At 70.7% G+C, this 20,267-nt stretch carries 17 protein-coding genes; 15 read left to right on the top strand and 2 right to left on the bottom strand.

Features of this window, described 5'->3' with window-relative positions:
- Positions 1-206: 206 nt before the first annotated feature.
- Complete coding sequence (bldD, locus tag ACIBEI_RS38795; RefSeq protein ID WP_027751102.1) at positions 207-707, bottom strand: transcriptional regulator BldD; 501 nt, start codon at positions 705-707, stop codon at positions 207-209.
- Positions 708-950: 243 nt separating this feature from the next.
- Here bldD and pyrR point away from each other — a divergent pair, with 243 nt between their 5' ends.
- The 14 genes from pyrR to ACIBEI_RS38725 all read left to right on the top strand — a co-directional run bounded on the left by pyrR (position 951) and on the right by ACIBEI_RS38725 (position 18,022).
- Positions 951-1,541, top strand: coding sequence for a bifunctional pyr operon transcriptional regulator/uracil phosphoribosyltransferase PyrR (gene pyrR / locus ACIBEI_RS38790; RefSeq protein WP_189839872.1), 591 nt, complete (start codon positions 951-953; stop codon positions 1,539-1,541).
- A 137-nt stretch (positions 1,542-1,678) separates the two neighbouring features.
- On the top strand, positions 1,679-2,656 hold the full coding sequence (locus tag ACIBEI_RS38785; RefSeq protein ID WP_398895246.1) for an aspartate carbamoyltransferase catalytic subunit: 978 nt from the start codon (positions 1,679-1,681) through the stop codon (positions 2,654-2,656).
- Positions 2,657-2,661: 5 nt separating this feature from the next.
- Complete coding sequence (locus tag ACIBEI_RS38780; protein WP_189839870.1) at positions 2,662-3,948, top strand: dihydroorotase; 1,287 nt, start codon at positions 2,662-2,664, stop codon at positions 3,946-3,948.
- Positions 3,945-4,547: a hypothetical protein gene (locus ACIBEI_RS38775; protein ID WP_398895244.1), complete on the top strand. Its 603-nt coding sequence runs from the start codon at positions 3,945-3,947 to the stop codon at positions 4,545-4,547. Before ACIBEI_RS38780 ends, ACIBEI_RS38775 begins: the two co-directional genes overlap by 4 nt.
- Positions 4,544-5,728, top strand: coding sequence for a glutamine-hydrolyzing carbamoyl-phosphate synthase small subunit (carA, locus tag ACIBEI_RS38770; RefSeq protein ID WP_398895243.1), 1,185 nt, complete (start codon positions 4,544-4,546; stop codon positions 5,726-5,728). Before ACIBEI_RS38775 ends, carA begins: the two co-directional genes overlap by 4 nt.
- The gene (gene carB, locus ACIBEI_RS38765; RefSeq protein WP_398895241.1) at positions 5,721-9,029 is read left to right on the top strand and encodes a carbamoyl-phosphate synthase large subunit; all 3,309 of its coding nucleotides are present in this window, start codon (positions 5,721-5,723) and stop codon (positions 9,027-9,029) included. Before carA ends, carB begins: the two co-directional genes overlap by 8 nt.
- Positions 9,030-9,139: 110 nt before the next feature.
- Entirely contained in the window at positions 9,140-10,249 is a 1,110-nt protein-coding gene (locus ACIBEI_RS38760) for a quinone-dependent dihydroorotate dehydrogenase (protein ID WP_398895239.1), read from the top strand.
- Positions 10,246-11,094: an orotidine-5'-phosphate decarboxylase gene (gene pyrF / locus ACIBEI_RS38755; protein ID WP_398895237.1), complete on the top strand. Its 849-nt coding sequence runs from the start codon at positions 10,246-10,248 to the stop codon at positions 11,092-11,094. The genes ACIBEI_RS38760 and pyrF overlap by 4 nt, the downstream gene beginning before the upstream one ends.
- A gap of 256 nt (positions 11,095-11,350) precedes the next feature.
- Positions 11,351-11,674: an integration host factor gene (locus tag ACIBEI_RS38750; protein ID WP_005319887.1), complete on the top strand. Its 324-nt coding sequence runs from the start codon at positions 11,351-11,353 to the stop codon at positions 11,672-11,674.
- Between the two features lie 38 nt (positions 11,675-11,712).
- Positions 11,713-12,306: a guanylate kinase gene (gmk, locus tag ACIBEI_RS38745; RefSeq protein WP_398895236.1), complete on the top strand. Its 594-nt coding sequence runs from the start codon at positions 11,713-11,715 to the stop codon at positions 12,304-12,306.
- A gap of 37 nt (positions 12,307-12,343) precedes the next feature.
- Positions 12,344-12,616 (top strand): DNA-directed RNA polymerase subunit omega, encoded by a 273-nt coding sequence (gene rpoZ, locus ACIBEI_RS38740; RefSeq protein WP_030610454.1) that lies wholly within the window; start codon positions 12,344-12,346, stop codon positions 12,614-12,616.
- A 103-nt stretch (positions 12,617-12,719) separates the two neighbouring features.
- Complete coding sequence (gene coaBC / locus ACIBEI_RS38735) at positions 12,720-13,922, top strand: bifunctional phosphopantothenoylcysteine decarboxylase/phosphopantothenate--cysteine ligase CoaBC (protein ID WP_398895233.1); 1,203 nt, start codon at positions 12,720-12,722, stop codon at positions 13,920-13,922.
- Between the two features lie 237 nt (positions 13,923-14,159).
- Positions 14,160-15,368: a methionine adenosyltransferase gene (gene metK, locus ACIBEI_RS38730; RefSeq protein WP_143635364.1), complete on the top strand. Its 1,209-nt coding sequence runs from the start codon at positions 14,160-14,162 to the stop codon at positions 15,366-15,368.
- A 476-nt stretch (positions 15,369-15,844) separates the two neighbouring features.
- Entirely contained in the window at positions 15,845-18,022 is a 2,178-nt protein-coding gene (locus ACIBEI_RS38725; protein ID WP_398895231.1) for a primosomal protein N', read from the top strand.
- Positions 18,023-18,175: 153 nt separating this feature from the next.
- On the opposite strand, the gene ACIBEI_RS38720 is transcribed toward ACIBEI_RS38725, so the two are convergent.
- Complete coding sequence (locus ACIBEI_RS38720) at positions 18,176-18,724, bottom strand: hypothetical protein (RefSeq protein WP_055618799.1); 549 nt, start codon at positions 18,722-18,724, stop codon at positions 18,176-18,178.
- A 301-nt stretch (positions 18,725-19,025) separates the two neighbouring features.
- On the opposite strand from ACIBEI_RS38720, the gene fmt reads away from it, so the two are divergent.
- On the top strand, positions 19,026-19,958 hold the full coding sequence (gene fmt / locus ACIBEI_RS38715; protein ID WP_398895229.1) for a methionyl-tRNA formyltransferase: 933 nt from the start codon (positions 19,026-19,028) through the stop codon (positions 19,956-19,958).
- The last annotated feature ends 309 nt before the right edge of the window (positions 19,959-20,267 follow it).

Here is a 20,267-nt window from a genome sequence, read left to right as displayed (position 1 = left end):
CGCGGAGCGGGGGTGAGCGAGCAGTGCCTGGAGCCGCTGCCTCTTCCGAGCACCGAGCACCGGACACCAGGCACCCCTGCACACTGGCACCCCGCCCCCCCCCCCCCCCCCCCCCCCCCCCCCCCCCCCCCCCCCCGGGGGGGGCCCCCCCCCGCCCCCCCCCCCCCCCCCCCGGGCGCCACGTTTCTTCTCAGTCCCGGTACGGGTCAGGCGTCCTCGTGGGAGACCGCGCGGCGCGCGTCGGCGTCCAGGACGCCCCAGCTGATCAGCTGCTCGGTGAGGACCGAGGGGGACTGGTCGTAGATGACGGCGAGCGTGCGCAGGTCGTCCTGGCGGATCGACAGCACCTTGCCGTTGTAGTCGCCGCGCTGGGACTGGATCGTCGCCGCGTAGCGCTGCAGGGGGCCCGCCTTCTCGGCCGGCACGTGGGCCAGCCGCTCAAGGTCCAGGACCAGCTTCGGCGGCGGCTCGGCGGCGCCGCCCGGAGTGGTGCCGGGCAGCAGTTCCTGCACCGGCACGCCGTAGAAGTCCGCCAGTTCGGCGAGACGCTGCACGGTCACGGCGCGGTCGCCGCGCTCATAGGAACCGACCACGACCGCCTTCCAGCGGCCCTGGGACTTCTCCTCGACGCCGTGGAGGGAAAGGCCCTGCTGGGTGCGGATGGCGCGGAGCTTGGCCCCGAGCTGTTTGGCGTATTCGCTGGACATATAGCTCCCCGGCACTGTGTCGACGTGCGGCTCGGCCGCGCGGCTGGTGACTCACTGTGAGGTTACGCAGCGTGACTCTGCCTCGTCAAGCCGAATGGTCCGGACCGACCCTTCCGTGGGAGCCCGGTACGGCTGGTGCCAGGGGGGTGATCAGGGGCGTTGTCGGGCTGGTACCGTGGATGGCGCAATTCCGACGTCCTTTAATGATCCGTCCCGTGAGGCGGAGAAGGAGGTCCGTTTCGTATGGACTCAGAGCAGGACAAGCAGCAGTACGAGGCCGGCGCACGGCCCGTCCTGGAAGCCCCCGACATCGCGCGGGTGCTGACCCGCATCGCCCACGAGATCGTCGAACGCGCCAAGGGCGCCGACGACGTGGTGCTTCTCGGCATTCCGACCAGGGGCGTCTTCCTCGCCCAGCGGCTGGCCGCCAAGCTCGAAGAGATCACCGACCGCAAGATCCCGGTCGGTTCCCTCGACATCACGATGTACCGCGACGACCTGCGCATGCATCCGCCGCGCGCACTGGCCCGTACGGACATCCCCGGTGACGGCATCGACGGCCGCCTGGTCGTCCTTGTCGACGACGTGCTCTTCTCCGGCCGCACCATCCGGGCCGCCCTCGACGCGCTGAACGACATAGGGCGTCCCCGTGCGGTACAGCTCGCGGTCCTCGTCGACAGAGGCCACCGCGAACTCCCGATCCGCGCCGACTACGTCGGCAAGAACCTCCCCACGTCGTTGCGGGAGACGGTCAAGGTCCAGCTCGCCGAGGAGGACGGTCGCGACACCGTGCTGCTCGGTGCGAAGCGGACCGCCCGGCCCGGCGAGCAGTAGCGGCACACAGCCGTACGTCCGCTCGTACGACCCCGAGTGCGCTTTCGCGCGCCCGCGTCGGCCCGGCCGTGCCCTTCCGAGGGGACACCTCCCGGGCCCCCGCTTCCCGACCTGAACTGCCTTACGGAGCCTGACAGATGCAGCGTCATCTCATCTCGGCCGCCGACCTCACCCGCGACGACGCCGTCTTGATCCTCGACACCGCCGAGGAGATGGCCCGGGTCGCCGACCGGCCGATCAAGAAACTGCCGACCCTGCGCGGCCGCACCGTCGTCAACCTCTTCTTCGAGGACTCCACCCGGACGAGGATCTCGTTCGAGGCCGCGGAGAAGCGTCTCTCCGCGGACGTCATCAACTTCACCGCCAAGGGATCCAGCGTCTCCAAGGGCGAGTCCCTCAAGGACACCGCGCAGACCCTCGAAGCCATGGGCGTCGACGCCGTCGTCATCCGGCACGGCGCCTCCGGAGCCCCGTACCGGCTCGCCACCTCCGGCTGGATCGACGCCGCCGTCATCAACGCGGGCGACGGCACCCACCAGCACCCCACGCAGGCACTGCTCGACGCCTTCACCATGCGCCGCCGGCTCGTCGGCCGGGACGCGGGCCTCGGTCAGGACCTGGCCGGCAGGCGCATCACGCTCGTCGGCGACATCCTGCACAGCCGCGTCGCCCGCTCGAACGTCGACCTGCTGCACACCCTCGGCGCCGAGGTCACCCTCGTGGCCCCGCCGACCCTGGTGCCCGTCGGCGTCGAGTCCTGGCCCTGCGAGGTCTCGTACGACCTGGACAGCACGCTCTCCAAGTCCGACGCCGTGATGCTGCTGCGCGTGCAGCGCGAGCGGATGAACGCGGCGTTCTTCCCGACCGAGCGCGAGTACTCGCGGCGCTACGGGCTCGACGGGGACCGCATGGCGAAGATGCCCGAGCACGCCATCGTGATGCACCCCGGGCCGATGGTCCGCGGCATGGAGATCACTGCCGAGGTCGCCGACTCCGAGCGCTGCACCGCCATCGAGCAGGTCGCCAACGGCGTCTCGATCCGGATGGCCGTGCTCTATCTGCTTCTCGGCGGCAACGAACCCGCCGTCACCCACACCCGTACCGAGGAGAAGTAAGTCACATGAGCAAGATCCTTATCCGTGGTGCGAAGGTGCTCGGCGGCGAGCCGCAGGACGTCCTGATCGACGGTTCCGAGATCGCGGCCGTGGGCAGTGGCCTGTCGGCCGAGGGCGCCGAGGTCGTCGAGGCCGACGGCAAGGTGCTCCTGCCGGGGCTCGTGGACCTGCACACCCATCTGCGTGAGCCCGGCCGCGAGGACTCCGAGACGGTCCTGACCGGTACCCGCGCGGCGGCCAGCGGCGGCTACACGGCCGTGTTCGCCATGGCCAACACCTTCCCGGTCGCCGACACCGCCGGAGTCGTCGAGCAGGTCTACCGGCTCGGCCAGGAGCACGGCTACTGCGATGTGCAGCCCATCGGCGCCGTCACCGTCGGCCTGGAGGGCAAGAAGCTCGCCGAGCTGGGCGCGATGCACGAGTCGGCCGCGGGCGTCACCGTCTTCTCGGACGACGGCAAGTGCGTCGACGACGCCGTGATCATGCGGCGGGCGCTCGAGTACGTGAAGGCCTTCGGCGGAGTCGTCGCCCAGCACGCGCAGGAGCCCCGGCTCACCGAGGGCGCCCAGATGAACGAGGGCGTCGTCTCCGCCGAGCTGGGACTCGGCGGCTGGCCCGCGGTGGCCGAGGAGTCGATCATCGCCCGGGACGTCCTGCTCGCCGAGCACGTCGGATCGCGCGTGCACATCTGCCACCTGTCGACCGCGGGATCGGTGGAGATCGTGCGCTGGGCCAAGTCCCGCGGCATCGACGTCACCGCCGAGGTCACCCCGCACCACCTCCTCCTCACCGACGAGCTGGTGCGCTCGTACAACCCCGTCTACAAGGTCAACCCGCCGCTGCGTACTGAGCGCGACGTCATGGCCCTGCGCGAGGCGCTCGCCGACGGCACGATCGACATCGTGGCCACCGACCACGCCCCGCACCCGCACGAGGACAAGGACTGCGAGTGGGCCGCGGCCGCCATGGGCATGGTGGGCCTGGAGACCGCGCTGTCCGTCGTCCAGCAGACGATGGTCGAGACCGGGCTGCTCGACTGGGCCGGGGTCGCCGACCGCATGTCGTTCAAGCCCGCCGGCATCGGCCGGGCGCAGGGCCACGGCCGTCCCGTCTCGGCAGGCGAGCCCGCCAACCTCACCCTCGTCGACACGGCATACCGTGGAGCCGTGGACCCCGCGGGCTTCGCTTCGCGCAGCCGCAACACTCCGTACGAGGGTCGTGAGCTGCCGGGCCGTGTCACGCACACGTGGCTCCGGGGCAGGGCCACGCTCGTCGACGGGAAGCTCGCGTGACATCACTCACCCCCATTGCAGCGCAGATCGCGGCGGACCTCGCCGCGGAACAGAAGTCCGCGGAAGTGACCGACTGGGCCGCCCGGATCGGCTGGCTCGTCGGCCTCGTCCTGTTCATCGCGCTCGTCTACTGGCTGATGCGCGAGGGCTGGAAGTGGCGCGGCGCGCTCCAGGGCGACCTTCCCGAGCTGCACACCGCGCCGGAAGAGCCCGGCGAGGCGAAACTGACGATGAGCGGCCGCTACCACGGCTCCACCACCGCCGGGCAGTGGCTCGACCGCATCGTGGCGCACGGACTGGGCACCCGCAGCCGGGCCGAGGTCACGCTGACGGACGCGGGACTGGATGTCGTACGCCCCGGAGCGGCCGACTTCTTCGTGCCCGTGGCGCAACTGCGTGAAGCCCGGCTCGACAAGGGCATCGCGGGCAAGGTCCTCACCGAGGGCGGGCTCCTCGTCATCACCTGGGAGCACGGCGACCGGCTGATCGACTCGGGCTTCCGGTCCGACCGCGCGGCCGAGCACAACGAGTGGGTCGACACCCTGAACAACATGATCAACACGAGTGACAAGAGCGACAAGACGGAAGGCGCACGATGACGACCTCCATCCAGGGAACCGCCTCGCAGAGGCGAAAGGCGGCTCCCGCCGTACTCGTCCTGGAGGACGGCCGCACCTTCCACGGCCGCGCCTACGGGGCCGTGGGGGTGACCTTCGGCGAGGCGGTGTTCTCCACCGGCATGACCGGCTACCAGGAGACCCTCACCGACCCGTCGTACCACCGTCAGGTCGTCGTGATGACCGCCCCGCACGTGGGCAACACGGGCGTCAACGACGACGACCCCGAGTCGAAGCGCATCTGGGTCGCCGGTTACGTCGTACGGGACCCCGCGCGCGTGCCCTCCAACTGGCGCTCCCGGCGCTCCCTGGACGAGGAGCTTGTCCAGCAGGGCGTCGTGGGCATCAGCGGGATCGACACCCGCGCGCTCACCCGCCATCTGCGCGAGCGCGGCGCCATGCGCGTCGGCATCTTCTCCGGCAACGCGCTGCCCGACGAGGGCACCATGCTCGCCGAGGTGCGCCAGGCCCCCGAGATGAAGGGCGCCAGCCTCTACGAGGAAGTGGCCACCAAGGAGACGTACGTCGTCCCCGCCATCGGCCCCGACGGCGAAGCCGTCCCGATCGGTGCCGCGAAGTTCACCGTCGCCGCCGTGGACCTCGGTATCAAGGGCATGACCCCGCACCGCATGGCCGAGCGCGGCATCGAGGTGCACGTGCTGCCCGCCACCGCGACGGCCGAGGACATCTACGCGGTCGAGCCGGACGGCGTGTTCTTCTCCAACGGTCCCGGTGACCCGGAGAAGGCCGAGCACCCGGTCTCCGTGATGCGTGCCGTGCTGGAACGGAAGACGCCCCTCTTCGGCATCTGCTTCGGCAACCAGATCCTCGGCCGCGCCCTCGGCTTCGGCACGTACAAGCTGAAGTACGGCCACCGGGGCATCAACCAGCCCGTGCAGGACCGTACGACCGGCAAGGTCGAGGTCACCGCGCACAACCACGGCTTCGCCGTCGACGCGCCGCTCGACAAGGTCTCCGAGACCCCCTACGGACGTGCCGAGGTCTCGCACGTCTGCCTGAACGACCAGGTCGTCGAGGGGCTGCAGCTGCTCGACCAGCCGGCGTTCAGCGTCCAGTACCACCCCGAGGCGGCGGCGGGCCCGCACGACGCGGCCTACCTGTTCGACCGCTTCGTACAGCTCATGGAGGGCCAGAGTGCCTAAGCGCACCGATATCCAGTCCGTCCTGGTCATCGGCTCCGGCCCGATCGTCATCGGTCAGGCCGCCGAGTTCGACTACTCCGGCACCCAGGCCTGCCGCGTCCTCAAGGCCGAGGGCCTGCGGGTCATCCTCGTCAACTCCAACCCGGCGACGATCATGACCGACCCGGAGATCGCCGACGCCACGTACGTCGAGCCGATCACCCCGGAGTTCGTCGAGAAGATCATCGCCAAGGAGCGGCCCGACACCCTGCTGCCGACGCTCGGCGGCCAGACCGCCCTCAACACCGCGATCTCCATGCACGAGCAGGGTGTGCTGGAGAAGTACGGTGTCGAGCTGATCGGCGCCAACGTCGAGGCGATCAACAAGGGCGAGGACCGCGACCTCTTCAAGGACGTCGTCGAGGCCGTCCGCGAGAAGATCGGGCACGGCGAGTCCGCCCGCTCGGTCATCTGCCACTCCATGGACGATGTGATCCAGGGCGTCGAGACGCTCGGCGGCTACCCCGTCGTCGTCCGGCCCTCCTTCACCATGGGCGGCGCCGGCTCCGGCTTCGCGCACGACGAGGAGGAGCTGCGCCGGATCGCGGGGCAGGGCCTCACGCTCTCGCCTACCACCGAGGTGCTCCTGGAGGAGTCCATCCTCGGCTGGAAGGAGTACGAGCTGGAGCTGATGCGCGACAAGCACGACAACGTCGTGGTCGTCTGCTCCATCGAGAACTTCGACCCGATGGGCGTGCACACCGGCGACTCGATCACCGTGGCGCCCGCGATGACGCTGACCGACCGCGAGTACCAGCGCCTGCGTGACATCGGCATCGCGATCATCCGTGAGGTCGGCGTCGACACCGGCGGCTGCAACATCCAGTTCGCGGTGAACCCGGACGACGGCCGCATCATCGTCATCGAGATGAACCCGCGGGTGTCGCGCTCCTCGGCTCTCGCGTCGAAGGCGACCGGCTTCCCGATCGCCAAGATCGCCGCCAAGCTCGCCGTCGGCTACACCCTCGACGAGATCCCGAACGACATCACGGAGAAGACCCCGGCGTCCTTCGAGCCGACGCTCGACTACGTCGTCGTCAAGGCGCCGCGGTTCGCCTTCGAGAAGTTCCCGTCCGCCGACTCCACGCTGACCACCACCATGAAGTCGGTCGGCGAGGCCATGGCGATCGGCCGCAACTTCACCGAGGCGCTGCAGAAGGCGCTGCGGTCGCTGGAGAAGAAGGGCTCGCAGTTCACGTTCGTCGGCGAGCCCGGCGACAAGCGTGAACTGCTTGCGGAGGCCATCCGGCCGACCGACGGCCGTATCAACTCCGTCATGCAGGCCATCCGCGCGGGCGCCACGCCCGAGGAGGTCTTCGAGTACACGAAGATCGACCCGTGGTTCGTGGACCAGCTGTTCCTGATCAAGGAGATCGCGGACGAGCTGGCCGCCGCCGACAAGCTGGACCCGGAGCTGCTCGCCGAGGCCAAGCGCCACGGCTTCTCCGACGTCCAGATCGGCGAGATCCGCGGCCTGCGCGAGGACGTCGTGCGCGAGGTGCGGCACGCGCTGGGCGTACGCCCGGTCTACAAGACGGTGGACACCTGCGCCGCCGAGTTCGCGGCCAAGACGCCGTACTTCTACTCCTCGTACGACGAGGAGACCGAGGTCGCGCCCCGCGAGAAGCCCGCCGTGATCATCCTGGGCTCGGGCCCGAACCGCATCGGCCAGGGCATCGAGTTCGACTACTCCTGCGTCCACGCCTCCTTCGCGCTGAGCGACGCGGGCTACGAGACCGTGATGGTCAACTGCAACCCCGAGACCGTCTCCACGGACTACGACACCTCCGACCGCCTGTACTTCGAGCCGCTGACGCTCGAGGACGTGCTGGAGATCGTCCACGCGGAGACGCTCGCCGGACCGATCGCGGGCGTCATCGTCCAGCTCGGCGGACAGACCCCGCTGGGCCTCTCGCAGGCGCTCAAGGACAACGGCGTACCGGTCGTGGGCACTCCGCCCGAGGCGATCCACGCCGCCGAGGACCGCGGCGCCTTCGGCCAGGTCCTCGCGGAGGCCGGGCTGCCCGCGCCGAAGCACGGCACCGCGACGACGTTTGCCGGGGCCAAGGCCATCGCCGACGAGATCGGCTACCCGGTCCTCGTCCGGCCGTCGTACGTCCTCGGCGGGCGCGGCATGGAGATCGTGTACGACGAGGCGCGGCTGGCCTCGTACATCGAGGAGTCGACCGAGATCAGCCCGTCCCGGCCGGTCCTGGTTGACCGCTTCCTGGACGACGCGATCGAGATCGACGTGGACGCGCTGTACGACGGCCACGAGCTGTACCTCGGCGGTGTCATGGAGCACATCGAGGAGGCCGGCATCCACTCCGGCGACTCGGCGTGCGCGCTGCCCCCGATCACGCTCGGCGGCTTCGACATCAAGCGTCTGCGGGCCTCGACGGAGGCCATCGCTCGCGGAGTGGGCGTGCGCGGACTGATCAACATCCAGTTCGCGATGGCGGGCGACATCCTGTACGTCCTGGAAGCCAACCCGCGGGCTTCGCGCACGGTCCCCTTCACGTCGAAGGCGACCGCGGTGCCGCTGGCGAAGGCCGCCGCCCGGATCTCGCTGGGCGCGACCGTCGCCGAACTGCGCGCCGAGGGGCTGCTGCCGGCCGTCGGCGACGGCGGTGAACTGCCGCTGGACGCCCCGATCTCCGTCAAGGAGGCCGTCATGCCGTGGTCGCGGTTCCGCGACATCCACGGCCGTGGCGTCGACACGATCCTCGGCCCGGAGATGCGCTCCACCGGCGAGGTCATGGGCATCGACTCGGTGTTCGGCACGGCGTACGCCAAGTCCCAGGCGGGCGCGTACGGCCCGCTGCCGACCAAGGGCCGCGCCTTCATCTCGGTCGCCAACCGCGACAAGCGCTCGATGATCTTCCCGGCGCGTGAACTGGTCGCCCACGGCTTCGAACTGCTCGCCACGTCCGGCACGGCCGAGGTGCTCAAGCGCAACGGCATAAACGCCACCGTCGTGCGCAAGCAGTCCGAGGGCGAGGGCCCGAACGGCGAGAAGACCATCGTCCAGCTCATCCACGAGGGCGAGGTCGACCTCATCGTCAACACGCCGTACGGCACCGGTGGCCGCCTCGACGGCTACGACATCCGTACGGCCGCCGTGGCCCGTTCCGTGCCCTGCTTGACGACGGTCCAGGCGCTCGCCGCCGCCGTCCAGGGCATCGACGCGCTCAACCACGGTGACGTGGGCGTGCGTTCGCTCCAGGAGCATGCCGAGCATCTGACCGCGGCCCGCGACTGAGCGCTCCGCTTGCCGCGGGTGCTTCGTCTGCGGGTCCGCTGTGGCTGGTCGCGCGGTTCCCCGCGCCCCTTCGGGGCTGCGGGACCAGCCTCTTCATGAGGAAACCGAACATGTACAAGCTCTTCTTCCGGCTCGTGTTCAAGCGCATGGACCCCGAGCAGGCCCACCACCTCGCCTTCCGCTGGATCCGGCTCGCCGTTCGTGTCCCCGTCCTGCGGACCTTCGTCGCCGCCGTGCTCGCGCCCCGTCACAAGGAGCTGCGGACCGAGGCGTTCGGGCTGCGGATGCACGGGCCGTTCGGGCTCGCGGCGGGCTTCGACAAGAACGCGGTCGCCGTCGACGGGATGTCGATGCTCGGCTTCGACCACGTCGAGATCGGCACGGTCACGGGGGAGGCGCAGCCCGGCAACCCCAGGAAGCGCCTGTTCCGCCTTGTGTCGGACCGTGCGCTGATCAACCGCATGGGGTTCAACAACGAGGGCTCCGAGGCCGTAGCAAGGCGTCTGGCGGCCCGTACGGCCGTCTTCAGGACCGTCGTGGGCGTCAACATCGGCAAGACCAAGGTCGTCCCGGAGGCCGAGGCCGCCGCCGACTACGTGAAGTCCACCGAACGGCTGGCCGCGTACGCCGACTACCTCGTCGTCAACGTCAGCTCGCCGAACACGCCCGGGCTGCGCAACCTTCAGGCCACCGAGTCGCTGCGGCCGCTGCTGACCGCCGTCCGTGAGGCAGCCGACCGGACGGTGACCACGCGCCGCGTTCCGCTGCTGGTGAAGATCGCGCCCGACCTCGCCGACGAGGACGTCGACGCCGTCGCCGACCTCGCCGTCGAGCTCGGCCTGGACGGGATCATCGCCACGAACACCACCATCGCGCGCGAGGGGCTCGGTTTGAAGTCCGAACCCACCCTCGTCGGAGAGACCGGCGGACTCTCGGGCGCCCCTCTGAAGGCGCGCTCCCTGGAGGTGCTGCGGCGTCTCTACGCGCGCGTGGGCGACCGCATCACCCTCGTGGGCGTCGGCGGCATCGAGAACGCCGAGGACGCCTGGCAGCGGATCCTCGCGGGCGCCACGCTCGTCCAGGGCTACAGCGCCTTCGTCTACGAAGGCCCCTTCTGGGGCCGCGCCATCCACAAGGGCCTCGCCGCCCGCCTGCGCACCAGCCCGCATGCCACCCTCGCCGACGCGGTCGGCGCCGACGTGAGGAAGACGACGGTATGACTGAGCCCTTCGGATCGCGGCTGCGCCGCGCCATGGACGAGCGCGGGCCGCTGTGCGTCGGGATCGACCCGCACGCCTCGCTGCTCGCCGACTGGGGTCTGAACGACGACATCGCGGGTCTCGAGCGCTTCAGCCGCACTGTTGTCGAGGCGCTGGCCGACCGGGTCGCCGCGCTGAAACCCCAGAGCGCGTTCTTCGAGCGCTTCGGGTCGCGCGGCGTCGCCGTACTGGAGAAGTCGGTCGAGGAGGCGCGAGCGGCCGGGGCACTGGTCGTCATGGACGCCAAGCGCGGCGACATCGGCTCGACCATGGCGGCGTATGCCTCCGCCTTCCTGGAGAAGGGCTCGCCGCTCTTCTCCGACGCGCTCACGGTGTCGCCGTACCTCGGCTACGGGTCGCTGAAGCCGGCGGTCGACCTCGCGCGGGAGAGCGGATCGGGACTGTTCGTGCTCGCGCTGACCTCCAACCCGGAGGGCGGGGAAGTGCAGCACGCGGTACGTCCCGAGGACACGGCCCTGCGGAACGTGGGCGCGACGATGCTGGCCCATCTCGCCGAGGAGAACGCGGGGGAGACCCCGATGGGCTCCTTCGGGGCGGTCGTCGGCGCCACGCTCGGCGATCTGTCCTCCTACGACCTCGACATCAACGGCCCGCTCCTAGCGCCCGGAATCGGAGCCCAGGGGGCCACGCCGGCCGATCTGCCGGGCGTGTTCGGCGCGGCGGTGCGCCAGGTGGTCCCGAACGTCAGCCGGGGTGTTCTGCGTCACGGACCCGACATCGGCTCGCTACGCGCGTCATCGGACCTCTTCGCCGAGCAGATCAGGGCGGCCGTAGCGTCTGCCTAGCGGTTTTCGTGGGCGTCCTTCAGGCGTCCCGAGTCTGAATACATCCTCAAATCCGGGGCATTTTGTCCGGAATGTCGGACTCGATGGAGGCTGACCAGGACTTTTCCGCTGTTCTCGCTGACTCCGGCGGACTTGCCCGCTAGTCTCCGACGCAGAGTGAACGGGCAAGAGCGTTGCTCGTTGCTCCCCAGGTGTGGGGCGACTAGGTTCCTCACCGGTCCGTATCCGACAGTTCGACATCCGAGGTGACGTAGGCGTGGCTCTTCCGCCCCTTACCCCTGAACAGCGCGCAGCCGCGCTCGAAAAGGCCGCCGCGGCTCGCCGGGAGCGGGCCGAGGTCAAGAATCGACTCAAGCACTCCGGCGCCTCCCTTCACGAGGTCATCAAGCAGGGCCAGGAGAACGACGTCATCGGCAAGATGAAGGTCTCCGCCCTCCTGGAGTCCCTGCCGGGCGTGGGCAAGGTCCGCGCCAAGCAGATCATGGAGCGACTTGGCATCTCCGAGAGCCGCCGTGTGCGCGGTCTCGGCTCCAATCAGATCGCGTCTCTCGAGCGCGAGTTCGGCGGCGGTGCTGCCTGACGTTCTCGGGCACCCCTGAGAACCTGGATAATCGCCGCATGGCTGCAACACCCCGGGGGACGACCCCCGTACCCCCGGACGTACGTCCGCGGCTGACCGTGCTCTCCGGCCCCTCCGGGGTCGGCAAGAGCACGGTCGTCGCCCATATGCGCAAGGAACACCCCGAGGTCTGGCTCTCGGTGTCGGCGACGACCCGCAGGCCGCGCCCCGGGGAGAAGCACGGCGTCCACTACTTCTTCGTCAGCGACGAGGAGATGGACAAGCTGATCGCCAACGGCGAACTGCTCGAATGGGCGGAGTTCGCGGGCAACCGCTACGGGACACCGCGCAAGGCCGTGCTCGAACGGCTGGAGTCGGGTGAGCCGGTCCTCCTGGAGATCGATCTCCAGGGAGCCCGGCAGGTCCGCGAGTCCATGTCGGACGCTCTGCTGGTGTTCCTGGCTCCTCCCTCCTGGGAGGAGCTCGTGCGCAGACTCACCGGGCGGGGCACCGAGCCGCCCGAGGTCATCGAGCGCCGGCTGGAGGCCGCCAAGATCGAACTGGCCGCCGAGCCGGAGTTCGACGTCACCCTGGTCAACACCTCCGTCGAGGACGTGGCGCGTGAGCTGCTAGCCTTGATGGAAGTTGTTTGATCTTTCAGGTCAATTTCCACCTTTCGGAAGGCAGAGCGTGTCCTCTTCCATCACCACGCCCGAGGGCATCATCAACCCTCCGATCGACGAGCTCCTCGAGGCAACCGACTCGAAGTACAGCCTCGTGATCTACGCCGCCAAGCGCGCGCGCCAGATCAACGCGTACTACTCGCAGCTCGGTGAAGGCCTCCTTGAGTACGTCGGTCCCCTCGTCGACACGCATGTCCACGAGAAGCCGCTCTCGATCGCCCTGCGCGAGATCAACGCGGGCCTGCTGACGTCGGAGGCCGTAGAGGGCCCGGCGCAGTAGTATTTTCTGCTTGAAGTTGCTTTATCCACAGGCCTGGCAGCGCGACTGCCAGGCCTGTGGTGTGTGATGGGGGCATACGTTTTCCAAGGTGCGGGGAGATCCGGTGGACAAGCCGAAGGTCGTGCTGGGGGTCAGCGGTGGCATCGCCGCGTACAAGGCCTGTGAGCTGCTGCGGAGGCTGACCGAGTCGGGGCACGACGTACGGGTGGTCCCGACCGAGTCCGCGCTGCACTTCGTCGGCGCCGCGACCTGGTCCGCGCTCTCCGGCCACCCCGTGTCCACCGAGGTCTGGTCGGACGTCCACGAGGTCCCGCACGTCCGCATCGGTCAGGGGGCCGACCTGGTCGTCGTCGCCCCCGCCACCGCGGACATGCTCGCGAAGGCCGCCCACGGCCTCGCCGACGACCTGCTGACGAACACCCTGCTCACTGCCCGCTGCCCGGTCGTCTTCGCCCCCGCCATGCACACCGAGATGTGGGAACACCCGGCCACCCAGGAGAACGTGGCGACGCTGCGCCGCCGCGGCGCCGTCGTCATCGACCCCGCGGTGGGGCGCCTGACCGGTGTGGACACGGGCAAGGGGCGGCTGCCCGAGCCGTCGGAGATCTTCGAGGTCTGCCGCAGGGTGCTCGCGCGCGGCGTCACCGAGCCCGACCTCGCCGGCCGGCACGTCGTCGTGAGCGCCGGCGGCACGCGCGAGCCGCTCGACCCGGTCCGCTTCCTCGGCAACCGCTCCTCCGGGAAGCAGGGGTACGCCCTCGCGCGCACCGCAGCCGCCCGGGGCGCCCGGGTCACACTGATCGCCGCGAACACCGGCATGCCGGACCCGGCCGGTGTCGATGTCGTACAGGTCGGGACCGCAGTGCAGTTGCGCGAGGCCGTGCTCAAGGCGGCGCCGGACGCCGACGCCGTGGTGATGGCGGCGGCGGTCGCCGACTTCAGGCCCGCCGCATACGCGGCCGGAAAGATCAAGAAGAAGGACGGCCAGGAACCGGAGCCGATCGTTCTGGTCCGCAATCCGGACATCCTCGCGGAGATCTCCGCGGACCGCGCCCGCCCGGGCCAGGTGATCGTCGGTTTCGCCGCCGAGACGGACGACGTACTGGCCAACGGGCGCGCGAAGCTTCAGCGCAAGGGCTGCGACCTCCTCGTGGTGAACGAGGTCGGCGAGCGCAAGACCTTCGGCTCAGAGGAGAACGAGGCGGTGGTGCTGGGCGCCGACGGAAGCGAGACCGCGGTGCCGTACGGACCCAAGGAAGCCCTGGCCGAGACCGTGTGGGATCTCGTGGCGCGTCGCATCGGGTGAATGTCTCAATCGCTTCAACAGACCCACTGGAACCGCCGGAACGGGGTGTGGGAGCCTGGCGCAGAAGGTTCGTCGTGTCGCAGAATGCCCGTGCCGCAGGTCACAGCGCTTCCGAGAGGCGAGACAGTAGCCCGGCGGCAGAGCGCGACCGATAAACTGTTCTCGGACGACGCCGGGCGCAGCCCCCGGGCGTCCGCCAATGATCAGCCAGCAGCCGCTGCAACCTCAGGGAGCGTTGTGTCCCGTCGCCTGTTCACCTCGGAGTCTGTGACCGAGGGTCACCCCGACAAGATCGCTGACCAGATCAGTGACACCATTCTCGACGCGCTTCTGCGCGAGGACCCGCATTCCCGGGTCGCCGTGGAGACGCTGATCACCACCGGCCTGGTGCATGTGGCCGGAGAGGTCACCACCAAGGCGTACGCGCCGATCGCGCAGCTCGTGCGCGACAAGATCCTCGAGATCGGTTACGACTCCTCGAAGAAGGGCTTCGACGGCGCGTCCTGTGGCGTTTCGGTGTCCATCGGCTCGCAGTCGCCCGACATCGCGCAGGGCGTCGACACGGCGTACGAGAAGCGTGTCGAGGGTGATGAGGACGAGCTCGACAAGCAGGGTGCGGGCGACCAGGGCCTGATGTTCGGCTACGCGACGGACGAGACGCCGGCGCTGATGCCGCTCCCGATCCACCTCGCGCACCGCCTGTCGCGCCGCCTCTCCGAGGTCCGCAAGAACGGGACGATCCCCTACCTGCGCCCGGACGGCAAGACCCAGGTCACCATCGAGTACGACGGCGACAAGGCGGTCCGTCTGGACACGGTCGTCGTCTCCTCACAGCACGCGTCGGACATCGACCTGGACTCCCTCCTGGCCCCCGACATCCGTGAGTTCGTGGTCGAGCCGGAGCTGAAGGCCCTCCTGGACGACGGCATCAAGCTGGAGACCGAGGGCTACCGGCTGCTGGTCAACCCGACCGGCCGCTTCGAGATCGGCGGCCCGATGGGCGACGCCGGCCTCACCGGCCGCAAGATCATCATCGACACCTACGGCGGCATGGCCCGCCACGGTGGCGGCGCCTTCTCGGGCAAGGACCCGTCCAAGGTCGACCGTTCCGCCGCGTACGCCATGCGCTGGGTCGCGAAGAACGTCGTCGCCGCGGGCCTCGCCACCCGCTGCGAGGTCCAGGTCGCCTACGCGATCGGCAAGGCCGAGCCCGTCGGTCTCTTCGTCGAGACCTTCGGCACCGCCAAGATCGACGCCGAGAAGATCGAGACGGCCATCACCGAGGTCTTCGACCTCCGCCCGGCCGCGATCATCCGCGACCTGGACCTGCTCCGCCCGATCTACGCCCAGACCGCCGCGTACGGCCACTTCGGCCGTGAGCTGCCCGAGTTCACCTGGGAGAAGACGGACCGCGTGGACGCGCTGCGGAAGGCTGCGGGGCTCTAAGTCCTGCCTGTTTTCGGCCAGCTGTTTCGGCGAGGCCCGGTGCCCCCTCGGGGGCGCCGGGCCTCGCCGCTGTCCGCGTGCCGCTGTCCGCGTGCCGCTGTCCGCGCGCCGCTGTCCGCGGGCAGACGGCCGGGCCGGCAAATGATTGGCACGGCCGTCGTCGGACTTCGTACGCTGGCGGTCCTCCCGGTGCGCAGGCCGCGGTTACTTCGGTGGAGTGCGCCGAGTGCGTACGGTGAATCTGGTTCATGTACCGCTGCCGTTCTGAACTCGGGAGGATCTGACGTCGTCGCGCCCGGTGCGATGGTCGCGGATACTTCCGGGTTAACCCCTCGCAGGTTCGAATCCTGCTGCCGGTCCTGGACCGGTATGGCCGAGTGGCCCATGGCAGAAGCGCCCCAGGGGCGTTCGCGATCCGCGGCCGGCCTGATCTCGGGCGCGCGGCGGTGTCAGTGGGGTCTGGTAGGAATGTTGCTGTGAGCAGCACGGATGGGCGTGGTGAAGGTGGGGCCGAGGGTGCCCCGCCCGAGCAGCTTGCGTTGATTCGGGACGCCGTGCGGAAGGCGCCGCGGGCCAAGCCGCGGACCTGGCGGGGGGCCGCGGTCGCCAAGGAGCTGCCCGTGGCGCGCGTGCTCGTCGACAAGGGCGTGCTGCATCTCGACCGGTACTTCGACTATGCCGTGCCCGAGGAGCTCGACGCCGACGCGCAGCCCGGGGTGCGCGTGCGGGTGCGGTTCGGGGCGGGGCGGCATCGCGTGCGGGAGGGGCGGCGCGAGGGCGGGGGGCTGATCGACGGGTTCCTGATCGAGCGGCTGGCCGAGTCCGACTACTCCGGGCCGCTGGCCGCGCTCGCTCAAGTCGTGTCGCCCGAGCCCGTGTTGAGCGAGGAGTTGCTGGGGCTCGCCCGGGCCGTCGCCGATCGGTACGCGGGGAGTCTGGCCGATGTGCTGCAACTGGCCGTGCCCCCGCGGAACGCCAGAGCCGAACAGAAGCCGTCGCCCGAGCCGTTGCCGGTTCCCGAGGCGCCGGCGGTGGGGTCCTGGGCCCGGTACTCGCGGGGGGCCGCCTTCGTCGAGTCGCTCGCGGGCGGCGGGACGCCCCGGGCCGTCTGGAACGCGCTGCCGGGACCCGGCTGGGCCGAGGAGTTGGCGCGGGCCGTGGGGGCGACGCTCGCCTCGGGCCGTGGAGCGCTCGTCGTCGTGCCGGACGGGCGGGCCGTCAGCCGGGTCGACGCCGCGCTGACCTCAGTGCTGGGCGAGGGGCGGCACGCCGTGCTCACCGCCGAGGCCGGACCCGAGAAGCGGTACCGGCAGTGGCTCGCGGTGCGGCGCGGGTCCGTACGGGCCGTCGTGGGCACCCGGGCAGCCATGTTCGCGCCCGTGCGGGACCTGGGGCTTGTGGCCATGTGGGACGACGGGGACGGCAGCCACAGCGAGCTGCACGCCCCCCAGCCGCATGCGCGGGAGGTGCTGTTGCTGCGGGCCGCCCACGACAAGTGCGCGTTCCTACTGGGCAGTTGGAGCTGCACCGTCGAGGCCGCGCAGCTCGTGGAGAGCGGCTGGGCGGCGCCGATCGTCGCCGAACGAGAGCAGGTGCGGGGGGCGGCTCCGCTCGTACGGACCGTCGGGGACGGGGATCTCGCGCGCGACGAGGCGGCGCGCGCCGCACGGCTGCCCACCCTCGCCTGGCAGGTCGTACGGGAGGGGCTGAAGCAGGGGCCGGTGCTGGTGCAGGTGCCACGGCGTGGCTATGTGCCGCGGATGGCCTGTGCGCAGTGCCGGGCACCCGCCCGGTGTCGGCACTGCGCCGGGCCGTTGGAGGGGCAGGACGCCGGCGGGCTGCGCTGCGGGTGGTGCGGTCGGGACGAGCCGGAGTGGCGCTGTCCCGAGTGCGGTGGGTTCCGGCTGCGGGCGCAGGTCGTGGGGGCGCGGCGGACCGCCGAGGAGCTCGGGCGGGCCTTTCCGGCGGTCCCTGTACGGACTTCGGGGCGCGAGCAGGTCCTGGACACGGTCCCGGGAGCGCCCGCGCTGGTGGTCAGCACGCCGGGCGCCGAACCCGTGGCCGAGGGCGGGTACGCGGCCGCGCTGCTGCTCGACGGCTGGGCGATGCTGGGGCGGCCCGATCTGCGGGCCGGCGAGGACGCGTTGCGGCGGTGGATCGGTGCGGCTGCCCTGGTGCGGGGGCAGCGGGACGGCGGGACCGTGGTGGTCGTCGCCGAGCCGACGCTGCGGCCGGTGCAGGCGCTGGTGCGGTGGGATCCGGTGGGGCACGCCGTCCGTGAGCTGGCCGAGCGGGCCGAGCTGGGCTTTCCGCCCGTGTCGCGGATGGCCGCCGTGTCCGGGACGGCGGAGGCGCTCGCCGGATTCCTGACCGCAGTCGAACTGCCGCGTGAGGCCGAGGTGTTGGGGCCCGTGCCGGTGGCTCCGGTGGATCCCGGGCGGCCACGGCGGACGGGGGCGCCACCGGTGGGCGAGCCGTGGGAGCGGGCGCTGATCAGGGTGCCGCCGGGGAAGGGGGCCGCGCTGGCCTCCGCGTTGAAGAACGCTCAGGCGGCTCGGATGGCGCGTGGGGGGAGCGGGGGCAGTGGGGGTGGCGGTGGCGGCGGGGGGAGCGATGTGGTGCGGATTCGGATTGATCCGCCGGATATCGGGTGACCGTCGGCGGGTGCGGGTGCGGGTGCGGGTGCGGGTGCGGGTGCGGGTGCGGCCGGCGGGTCGGTGAGGTCGGTGCCGGGTATCGGTGGCTGCTTGTTCGCGTATACGGGTCTGCCCCCGAGGCTCGTCGGGGGCAGACAGGTGGGTGTGGGGTCAGCCGTTGCGCGGGCCCGGGAAGGCGGTCGGCCTGATCTCCTCGCGGAGCGTGGAACTGCCCGCCGTCGGCTGCGTGGGCATCGGCATCGGCATGGAACGGGCCGCGGGGACCGTGGGGAGGCCGGTGTTGACGGCGACCGTGCGGGAGGAGCCCGACGGTTCCGTGGCGCGCTCGGCCTCCGCGGCGGCCTGGGCCGCGGCTCGGCGGGCGCCGTAACGGCGGTGCACCGCCTGTTTGGTGACCCCCAGTGCCGAGCCCACCGCGTCCCACGAGAAGCCCAGTGAGCGGTCGAAGTCCACGGCGGCCGTGACCAGGGTCTCGACGCTGTCCCGCAGCTCCTGGGCGAGGCGGACGGTCGGGGCGGGCGCCCGCCCGTAGACGACGAAGCCCGTGGACGGGCCGGAGCGGCGCGGGCGGTAGACGTTGCCCAGCTGGGCTGTCAGCGTGCGCAGTGCGTCCACCTGCCGGCGGACCCGCTCGATGTCCCGCACCAGCAAGTGCAGGCTGGCCCGAGCCTGGGCGTCGTGGGTTGCGTGGTCGGCCATGAACAAGCCTCTCGAACCGGCGTTGAAAAGGACCGGGCCGCGAGTGCGGCCCGTTTTGGTCAACTCTTTCTTGACCAACGCGTTTGAGGGTGAGTGGTCACGCTTATGGGGCGTGGGGGCATATGCGTACGCCCCCGGCGGCTGGGCGTGCGCTCGCCTCGGCCTTCGTCCTCGGCCCCGCCTTCCGCCTCGCGACGAGTGAGTCCCGCCCGAACTGCCCGCGCCGCTCGCACGGCCCGTGCCGCCCCATAGACTGGTGTGCTGCCCACCATGAATTCGCCCGAGAGGCCGACTGCCACCCATGAAGCTCGTCTTCGCCGGTACCCCCGAGGTCGCCGTTCCCGCTCTGGACGCCCTGATCGCCTCCGGGCGGCATGAGGTGGCCGCCGTCGTCACTCGGCCGGACGCGCCGGCGGGGCGGGGGCGGAGGCTTGTCGCGAGCCCCGTCGCCGAGCGGGCGGAGGAGGCCGGCATCGAGGTGCTCAAGCCGGTGAAGCCGCGGGACGAGGTGTTTCTGGCACGGCTGCGGGAGATCGCGCCGGACTGCTGTCCCGTGGTCGCCTACGGTGCGTTGCTGCCCCGGGTCGCGCTCGACATCCCCGCCCAGGGCTGGGTCAATCTGCACTTCTCGCTGCTGCCCGCCTGGCGTGGGGCGGCGCCCGTCCAGCACGCCGTCATGGCCGGGGACGAGATCACCGGGGCCTCCACGTTCCTCATCGAGGAGGGGCTCGACTCCGGGCCCGTCTACGGGACCGTCACCGAGGAGGTGCGGCCCACCGACACCAGCGGGGATCTGCTGACGCGGCTCGCCTTCGCGGGGGCGGGGCTGCTGGCCGCGACGATGGACGGGATCGAGGACGGCACGCTCAAGGCCGTGCCGCAGCCGGCGGACGGTGTCACGCTGGCGCCGAAGATCAGCGTCGAGGACGCGCACGTGGACTGGGCCGCGCCCGCGCTCCGTGTCGACCGGGTCGTACGCGGGTGTACGCCCGCGCCGGGGGCGTGGACCGTGTTCCGGGGGGAGCGGCTGAAGTTGATCCAGGTTGCGCTTGCTCCTGAGTGGACGGATCTTGCTCCTGGGGTGTTGGGGGTCGGCAAGAACAATGTGTACGTGGGGACCGGGTCGTGTGCTGTTGAGTTGTTGTGGGTGCAGGCTCAGGGGAAGAAGCCGATGCGGGCGGCGGATTGGGCGCGGGGGGTTCGGATCGGGGGTGGTGAGGTGGTTGGGGGCTGAGGGGGTTTCTTTCGGCGGGCGGTTTGTTGTGGGTGGGGTGTGAGGGGTGGGTTGTCGGGTGCGGGCCGGTGGGGGCTGGTCGCGCAGTTCCCCGCGCCCCTAAAAGATTGCGCAGTTCCCCGCGCCCCCAAAGTGTGCGCTGATCCCCGCGCTCTCCACGGGTGCGCTGATCGCCGTGCCGCAAAAGACTGCGCAGTTCCCCGCGCCCCCAAGGAGCGAGCCGTCCCCCGTGCCTGAAAGGGCGCCGCTTCTCGCGGGCCGGGGAGGACGGGACCCGTGCCGCGCCTCGAAAGGGCACGCCGTTCCCCG

The organism is Streptomyces sp. NPDC050988, from assembly GCF_044456225.1.
GTDB lineage: Bacteria > Actinomycetota > Actinomycetes > Streptomycetales > Streptomycetaceae > Streptomyces.
Note: the sequence above shows the minus strand (reverse complement) of the source record. Positions and strands in the feature narration are given on the sequence as shown.